Origin of the sequence: Oribacterium sp. KHPX15 (assembly GCF_900107835.1) — a bacterium.
In the GTDB taxonomy this organism is placed as follows: domain Bacteria; phylum Bacillota; class Clostridia; order Lachnospirales; family Lachnospiraceae; genus Oribacterium.
The window spans coordinates 25,008-33,235 of record NZ_FNRG01000031.1 but is presented as its reverse complement, the minus strand read 5'-3'; the positions used below and the strand labels follow the sequence as shown (position 1 = coordinate 33,235).

Sequence of the window (8,228 nt, the reverse complement as noted above, 5' to 3'; positions counted from 1 at the left end):
GACAATCTCTTCCTCAAATACATAAAATACCGAGTAATTATCTACCAGCATTCGCCTAAGTCCTTGTGAGCGTTCAGGTTCAAAATCTACCAGTCTGAATTTCTCGGGAAAGAAGCCAAGTCCAAGAACATTATCTGCTATTCTGTTATACTGTCTCATAGCATTTTCCGGTGATTGCAGATTTACTGCGATATACTCATATATCCCATCCATATCACGCAATGCTTTCTCAGTAATTTTTACAGGATATTCTCTCATCTGTGACTCTCTCTAAAAGCTGCAAATGCTGCCTTTGCATCCTGTACTCGTCCAGCTTCAATATCCTCAAAGCCCTCCTGCAATTTTGCATGAATCTCTGCAGTCGTCATAAGATCTGCATTAATAACATCTGGTGCCTGAGGTAATGAAACCTTAAAAGGAATTCCACCTGTAAGCGTAATCTGTCTTAAATACATATCAATAGCCGTAGACATAGGAATTCCCAGACGTGAAAGCACATCTTCAGCTGATTTTTTCGTTGTAGGATTAACTCGTAAATTAAGTGTTGCTGTTTTCTCCATATGTATATCAACTCCTTTTATTCATTGTAACGCAATTTGCGTTACAATGCAAGATACCTTTATACTTCACTGAATGTCGATTCTAATTGTTTTTTGCACGATCTAATTTCCACACAGTTAATGAATCTTTAACTTGCTGTTTTTTATCCTCATCCCTTATACTTTAGTCAAGAAGATCAGTCTGGTCTGCTTAGTCATATAATATGGGAGGTGCAGTGTTATGATGCAGGTAAATATCCTTGAAGCCAAAACTGATTTATCAAAACTCATCCGCCTTATCGAAACGAATCGCGAAGATGAGATACGTGTAGCCCGAAACGGAACGCCTGTTGTAAAGATGACCGCCATCGAAAAAAAGCCGGTCTCAAACCGAATCGGCATCGCTAAAGGCAAATTCACAATGCCCGATGATTTTGATGCAGATAATGATTACATTGCTGACCTTTTTACAGGAGGTGACCTATGAACCTTCTGCTCGATACCCACATTGCTTTATGGGCGATAGGCGATAATCCCAATCTGCCTCAAAAGGCAAAAGAACTCATAATGGATCCTGACAACTCCGTATACTTCAGTTCGGTATCCACCTGGGAAGTGATGATGAAACACGATGCCCCACATACGAACTTAAGCCTCACCGCTTCAGAGTTTGTAGAATACTGTGAGGAAGCCGGATACTTCCAGCTCAACATGAATAATAAGCATGTAGTGGCTGCATCCCGGCTCGATACATCCGAAGCTGAAAATCACGGTCACAAAGATCCTTTTGACAGGCTTCTTCTTGCACAGGCAAAAGCCGAGAATTATTCTTTTCTTACCCACGATTCAAAGATCGAATGGTACAACGAAAAATGTGTCATTAAAGTATGATCCACACCTAGGAGGAGTTGTAGGGGGAGCAGATGAAATCGATATAATCACTTGAGGGGTTGGTGCTCATTCGTCTCCCCTCCCGGAAAGCTGTAAATCGGTCGGAAATAGTTCTTCCAGATCCACTCTCCGTTCTTGTAATAACCGGTAACAATGGATGTTACGGAATAGGCTGTGGGTATCTCCCGCTTCATAACCCTGTAGTCGCCGAAGTCACCATCTATTTCATACTTTTCAAAGTATCCACCGATATTGTCCCAGAACCAGTTGTTTTCAAGCCTTTTCTCCGGCAGATTCTGAATCTGCGTCGTCCACATCTGATACTGGATGTATGTTGTGTTATCTTCCTCGAAGTTAAAATCCTGATCTGCGATCCAGTAGAGGTCATTATGATACTGATACACCCAGCAATGGCAGTCCGGCAGATATACACGAGGAATGCCAGCCGCTATAAACTCCGCGTCTATATTCGGTGCTGCGAAGCTCTCTTCAGGGAAATAATGAACGCCAGCTGATGATATGAACACACCCGTGGATAATGGCACTGTCAGCGGCCATTGAATCAGTACTTCGTACTCACCGTCTTCTGCTTCTCCACTCGCCGTGAAGCCAACGTTCGTGTAATCCCGGTCGCAGAGGAAATAATCATTTACATCGGGTCGAGCCAGTCCATACTCCATATTCAGCATTATCGGTTCTCCGTTGTCAGTCGAATGCAGAAGCAGCTTCGGAGTACCCATGGGATGATCGTAACGAAAGGCAAAGCCATTAAGTTCGACTTTACCATCATGCACTAACGCCTCATCAATCTGAAAACAGTAAGCTCTTGATGTAGTATCCGCTTCCACACCGCTTGCTCCGCGCCCGTGGATATAGACGCCGAGACAGACTATCATGAAAACAAGGCTAATGGATGTGATTAGCGTCATCCTGAGTTTCTCGGAGGCCAGCATTCTGACAAGAATGAAAAGCCCACTTCCAATCACTGCGCCGAGTGTATTGGAAAACACATCATCCCACTCAAACAGTCCTCTCATCAGAAACATCTGGAGCATCTCGATGGTGAAGGAGAACAGGATTGCAGTCCCCGTTATCACGGCTACTCTGGACTTGTGGTTGGAGGTCGGCAGGACAGAGCTCACCAGAAAGCCAAACGGAATAAACATAGCTATATTGGCCATGATTTCGTTTCCCAGATCTGTATCCCCTGCAAACCACCGCTTATAGGACCAGAACAGTTCAAACCGGGCGACATGATATCCCGTCGGCCGTTTCAGCACAGTGAACCACAGGACAGTAAAAATGTAAACGAGTAGAAAGATCAGACTCATCATATGCCTGGTGCGATTGTTTTCGATATGGGTCACCTCCCATGGATAATGACGGTTTAGTACCACAGAATCGGTAAAACGTCAAATAACACATGTTAATTAAGATATGCGAAAGAACCAACCGAGGAAGACCTGCTTCCCCGGTCAGTGACTCAATCCCGACGGAACAAATCTCTCGTGTAGACTTTTTCTTCTACATCGTCCAAAATCGCATCATACCTATTAGCGATGATGGCATCTGATCCAGACTTAAACTTCTCAATATCATTGACTACGAGGCTGCCAAAGAAGGTTGTTCCATCTGGAAGGGTCGGCTCATAGATTATCACTGTAGCGCCCTTCGCCTTGATTCTCTTCATTACTCCCTGAATACTGCTCTGACGGAAGTTATCACTATTTGCCTTCATGGTAAGGCGATATACGCCAATCGTAATAGGACGTTCTTTTTCAGCGTTCCACATGGAATTGCCAGTATAGCTGTAATATCCTGCCTTATCAAGCACACGGTCGGCAATAAAGTCCTTTCTGGTCCTATTACTCTCAACAATCGCCTGGATCAAGTTCTCCGGCACATCCTCATAGTTTGCAAGTAATTGCTTTGTATCCTTTGGCAGGCAATAACCGCCATAGCCAAAAGATGGATTATTGTAGTGAGACCCGATGCGTGGATCAAGACAGACGCCATTAATGATGTCCTGTGTTTTCAACCCCTTCATTTCTGCATAGGTATCCAACTCGTTGAAGTAGGACACACGAAGCGCCAGATAAGTATTGGCGAAAAGCTTGACTGCTTCTGCCTCTGTAAAACCCATGAAGAGTGTGTCTATATCCGGCTTCTCCGCACCTTCCTGAAGAAGATGAGCGAAGGTTTCAGCAGCAGGTCTGGACGCCTCGTCACAACCTACAATAATACGGCTCGGGTACAGATTATCATATAGAGCCTTTGATTCCCTCAAAAACTCCGGGCTGAACAGGATACGATCAGTGTGATATTTCTTCCTTACACGCTCTGTGTAGCCAACTGGGATGGTGGATTTTATGACCATCATTGCTGTTTCCGAGGATTGCATCACCAGTTCAATGACGCTTTCCACTGCAGAGCAATCAAAGAAATTCTTCTGCGGATCATAGTTCGTCGGAGCTGCAATAATCACATAATCTACGGAGGAATAAGCTTTTTCTCCATCCGTGGTTGCAGTTAGATCAAGTTTCCGCTCACCTGCTTTTGCCTCTGCCAGATATTTCTCAATGTAATCATCCTGTATTGACGATTCCCACTGATTAATCTTATCGACCTTGGCTTGGATTATATCTACTGCGGTCACATGATTGTGCTGACTCAAAAGCACTGCCAACGAAAGACCTACATATCCTGTTCCTGCTACTGCAATGTTCATAGATTACACTCTCTTCCTTTATCCAGACAGCATTGCTGTCCCGATGCCCCGCATCGACGGTGTTACTATTAATCTCTTCTAAACAAATCTTTCTGACCATCATCACAGCCGACAACGATACGGCTCGGATGCAAGTTATCATAGAGCGCTTTGGTCTCACGTAGGAATTCCGGGCTGAAAATAATGTTCCTGATGCCAAACTTCTGACGGATTTTAATGGCAACAGGCACTAACGTGCTGAAGAACTTCAGCTCTCGCGTACACTCGGCTCCAGCCACACTTCCCCGGAAACAACCTTGTCTCCCCTTATCATGCTGTTCGTCCCGTTAAGCGGCACAACCACCACGAGATAGTTACCGGACTCATTAACAAGCCCCTTCAGGTCATACTCCAGCACATTCTCCACCCTCATTGTCTTTTCCTGTGCCTTGATCTCTTCGTCCTTCTCGGTCCCCGTTGGTCCCTTGCCCACATCTCCGAACACTTCCATGGTCTCCTTATGTGCCTTTGTGTTCGACTCGTCAGCAATCACGGTCCTGTAAGACCAGCCGTCCTTCATCACCCTCATCTCATAGCTTGTGGAGCCCAATGCCTCGTCCCACGACACCACACCCTCCGGCGAGATCTTCACAGAATCAATCTTCCCGGTATGCGTTAATGCAAGCTTGGCAAGCTTTACCTTTACAGTCGCATCGTACCCGCTATTGTTCACCTTAACTTCCTCAACCGTAGCCCCGTTCCCTGCGACGCCCCCGGTCAGAAGATTAGTCACAGTGACATCTTCCTTCTTAAGACTAAACTTATAATTATTCTTACCGGTCAGACTTATCAAAAGTTCCGGTTCGTCATCCAGTCCCCATACAGGATCCTTATGGTTAATCGTCATAACACTGGCTTCGTAATCACTATTCTCTTTACCATTATTGATGATAATGTTCTCGGTCCCCACACTCTCACCGATCTGAATTTCCGGATCTATCGTTAATGCCAACGACCGCAATGTCTTCGCAAATGCCGCTCCGGCTACTAACCCGCTCAGAGCCATTGAAACAATTAAGACCTTCAAATAATAATCTGCTCTTTTCACTACTATACCCCATAAAAATTATACATTGCTTTTTTACACTGTCCGTTCCTCTGACTACAACCGTACCTAATAAAATACATGCCAATGTCTACACCAAGTTTTATCATCAATCTCTTACATAGTTCTACACTATTTACTCTTCATGAATTATCAGGGACAAATCCTCAGCATCATAAACATGATGGGTGACTGGCTTTTCTTGTCAATATCCATAAAAAATTTATAATCCACGGTTACCCTATAGTGGTTTGACGTTTACCACCTAACTTTTTTATTTTATTTAAAAAATAAACTGCAACTGAATTCTTTAAACAAATTGTAATTACAAAATATACTATAATCCCAATTGAAACCTCAGCAAATAATAATACTGATATATTATTAATACATAGTTTGATACCAATAATAATCAAAGTCATTATTATACTAGCAATTATACTGCAGATTATGTCATGTTTATCCGCTTTAATTTTCAAGTATTTTCCAGCAAAAATATACGTTGATAAAGTAACTAGCCCTTCACTTACCACTGATGCTATGGCGGCTCCTTCACCTTGATACAATCGTATCAAAAACATATTTAAAAAAATATTTGAAATAGCTCCTATAAATGTTGAAGCAAGTAATTTCTTTTCAGCATTATATGTAACAAGTATTTGTGTGCCAAACAAATTACTAAACCCTAAAGTAATTATTAATAGTGTCGATATTCTCAAAATCGGGATGCTTTTAATGAATTTTGTTCCATATAGAAATATAACAATCTCTCTTGAACACATTCCGAGGCCTATTGCGCTAGGAATAAGTAAAAAGAATAAAATATTGAGAGTTTTCTCAACAATAATTGAACAGGATTCATTATCTCCATTACCTCTATAAAAACTTAATCGCGGAAGCAGAACCCCTCCAATCGCAGCCATAACCACAATTATTGCTTTTGTAATTCTTATTGCGTAGTTGTAAAACGCAACATTATCCTTACTACAGAGCATTCCAATCATGGTAGTATCAAGTAAAGTGTATAGTTCTATAGCAACTGTAGTAAGCAAAAGACTAAATACAGGAATGAGATGTTTTCTTAAGCTAATTCCATTTAAAGTTAAAGAAATTCCAAATTTTCTCAAATTAAATATGTTATAAATATTGTTTCCTGCAATGGCCATAGATGTAATAAAAGCATAAAGCAGATAATCCTCATTATGCTTTACAAATAACAACACAGCAATAAGAGAAACTGATTTGACTATAAAGCTTCGTACAGCAATATAACGATATTGTTCAAACCCTTGATACATCCAATCCACATTTATATAATTAAGAACAATACTTAGACCGGTAATGACAAATAGTATTTTATTTATTCTAAAACTTTGAACAATCAATATCAAAAGAGTATATAATGCTAAACATACTGTGGTAGACATAGAATTTAAAATTAATAACTCACTAAAAGTCCTATTTACGCTTCTAGAATTCTCACGTATTTTAGCTATTTCTCTAGTTCCATAATTGGGCAATCCCAAAGTAGCGGTCAAAACAAAATATTGAGTTATATTCTGAACATATGCAATCTCTCCAATAAGGCTCGAATCTAGTACACGAGCAACATATGCAGCCGTAATCAGAGGAAACAGGATATTTAAAAATCTATATATTACATTAAATATAGAATTGAAAAACAAGGAATTTGTCTTCATAACAAGCTACTATATTTCTTTCTCCAATCAAGATTATAATGATATACGATCCATATCCAAGTTCTTATACTCACCTAGCCCGCTGACAAAAATATCATTCTACACATATTATTTACTGCAGACATATAGAAAAGCAAGGAGTTGAGCTCGACTTTATAGTTTACAACAAAAAATCTGGCAAATCGATGATTGTTGCTAAACATAAGACCTATTTATTCGCTTTTTGAATCATTGGGCTATTTTACTAAACAAGTCAATAGTCTCTCTAATAAAAATATTCTCTTCTGACCGAATTTCGCTTCTATATGAATCAAAATCACACCTACATGTTTCATAATTCTTAATTATGTATTTTAACTTTTTAATAATTCTAGGTATTTCATTTAAATCCGATGAAAATTTATACTCTCTTTTAATAGGTATATCTATATCATTTGCCGCAGAACCTTCTAATCCAGTAACTATACAACAACCACATATTGCTGCTTCTCTTGGGATTCTGTCTTTTCCCGGATGATTACCAAAATCAATATAAACCTTTGAATGAGATAATACATCAAGCATTTCAGAATGGCTCATGTTTATTAATGGAACCCAATTAACATCTGTATATGATGATATTATTTTCTGAGTAAACTCTAAACCTTTCTTTGGGTTGTATAGAATAGTATCAAATTTTTCATAACTAGACTCAGCATTAGTAGCCTTAATAAACTCTTCACTCAAGTAATCTGACAATCTATGAATACTTTGTTCGCAAACACCCTTAGACAATAAAAATAGCCGCGCATACTCTGATTGCACGCAATGAATGTATTTATTCTTGAAAGGATTGTACTTCTCTCTCCTCATTCCCAGAGGTGCATAATATTTTGCATACCTAAGCCTGAAAGAACTATAATAATTATCTACACTTAACCAGTATATTAATTTTTTTACCTTTTTAAATTTTGGCAAAAAGAACATAGTGTTTTCTGGAAAAATAATAATATTATTTGGTGAATCTACTATTCTGGTTGCATAAGGACAGCTATATCTACCATATTTCTCTATAATAGGCTCTTCTGGTCCGTTTGTTGGAAATTTAAGTTTCCTATAGTATACCATTGATGCTTCAAATCCATTTTTGTTAAGATGATGACATAATTGGTGCAATAATTCTGGACCACCAGATGTGGTAAACGCGTTTGCAATTAAATAAATCATAATGATTCCTCCCTTTAGAGTATGTCATATTACAGTATCAGTAACATTATCCTCTAAGATATTATTCCCCTCTTAAAAGC

10 protein-coding genes are annotated in these 8,228 nt (G+C 39.8%); 2 read left to right on the top strand and 8 right to left on the bottom strand.

The genetic code is table 11. The annotated features are described in order from the left end of the window. Together BLV86_RS14725 and BLV86_RS14720 are read right to left on the bottom strand one after the other, a co-directional pair. Window positions 1–258 (bottom strand): type II toxin-antitoxin system RelE/ParE family toxin (locus tag BLV86_RS14725; RefSeq protein ID WP_090818992.1); only part of this gene is annotated, 258 nt, incomplete at its 3' end. Next, window positions 255–560: a type II toxin-antitoxin system RelB/DinJ family antitoxin gene (locus BLV86_RS14720; RefSeq protein WP_031554179.1), complete on the bottom strand. Its 306-nt coding sequence runs from the start codon at window positions 558–560 to the stop codon at window positions 255–257. The genes BLV86_RS14720 and BLV86_RS14725, both read right to left, overlap by 4 nt. A 220-nt stretch (window positions 561–780) precedes the next feature. Between BLV86_RS14720 and BLV86_RS14715 the strand changes: the two genes are divergently transcribed. Continuing rightward, on the top strand, window positions 781–1,026 hold the full coding sequence (locus tag BLV86_RS14715; protein ID WP_090818989.1) for a type II toxin-antitoxin system Phd/YefM family antitoxin: 246 nt from the start codon (window positions 781–783) through the stop codon (window positions 1,024–1,026). Continuing rightward, complete coding sequence (locus BLV86_RS14710; RefSeq protein ID WP_090818986.1) at window positions 1,023–1,430, top strand: type II toxin-antitoxin system VapC family toxin; 408 nt, start codon at window positions 1,023–1,025, stop codon at window positions 1,428–1,430. Before BLV86_RS14715 ends, BLV86_RS14710 begins: the two co-directional genes overlap by 4 nt. Before the next feature lie 47 nt (window positions 1,431–1,477). Here the strand turns inward: BLV86_RS14710 and BLV86_RS14705 are convergent, their stop codons facing one another. The 6 genes from BLV86_RS14705 to BLV86_RS14685 form a co-directional block, all read right to left on the bottom strand. Further along, window positions 1,478–2,761, bottom strand: a complete 1,284-nt coding sequence (locus BLV86_RS14705; RefSeq protein WP_242873327.1) for a VanZ family protein — start codon at window positions 2,759–2,761, stop codon at window positions 1,478–1,480. A 152-nt stretch (window positions 2,762–2,913) separates the two neighbouring features. After that, window positions 2,914–4,158, bottom strand: coding sequence for a nucleotide sugar dehydrogenase (locus BLV86_RS14700; RefSeq protein ID WP_090818981.1), 1,245 nt, complete (start codon window positions 4,156–4,158; stop codon window positions 2,914–2,916). 68 nt (window positions 4,159–4,226) lie between these two features. Then, window positions 4,227–4,388, bottom strand: coding sequence for a hypothetical protein (locus tag BLV86_RS18820; protein WP_442950767.1), 162 nt, complete (start codon window positions 4,386–4,388; stop codon window positions 4,227–4,229). Between the two features lie 17 nt (window positions 4,389–4,405). After that, window positions 4,406–5,158: a hypothetical protein gene (locus tag BLV86_RS14695; RefSeq protein WP_139297940.1), complete on the bottom strand. Its 753-nt coding sequence runs from the start codon at window positions 5,156–5,158 to the stop codon at window positions 4,406–4,408. Between the two features lie 320 nt (window positions 5,159–5,478). After that, a complete protein-coding gene (locus BLV86_RS14690; protein ID WP_090818975.1) occupies window positions 5,479–6,942 on the bottom strand; it encodes a flippase in 1,464 nt (487 codons plus the stop codon). Between the two features lie 228 nt (window positions 6,943–7,170). Then, complete coding sequence (locus tag BLV86_RS14685; protein WP_090818973.1) at window positions 7,171–8,148, bottom strand: hypothetical protein; 978 nt, start codon at window positions 8,146–8,148, stop codon at window positions 7,171–7,173. Window positions 8,149–8,228 lie beyond the last annotated feature (80 nt).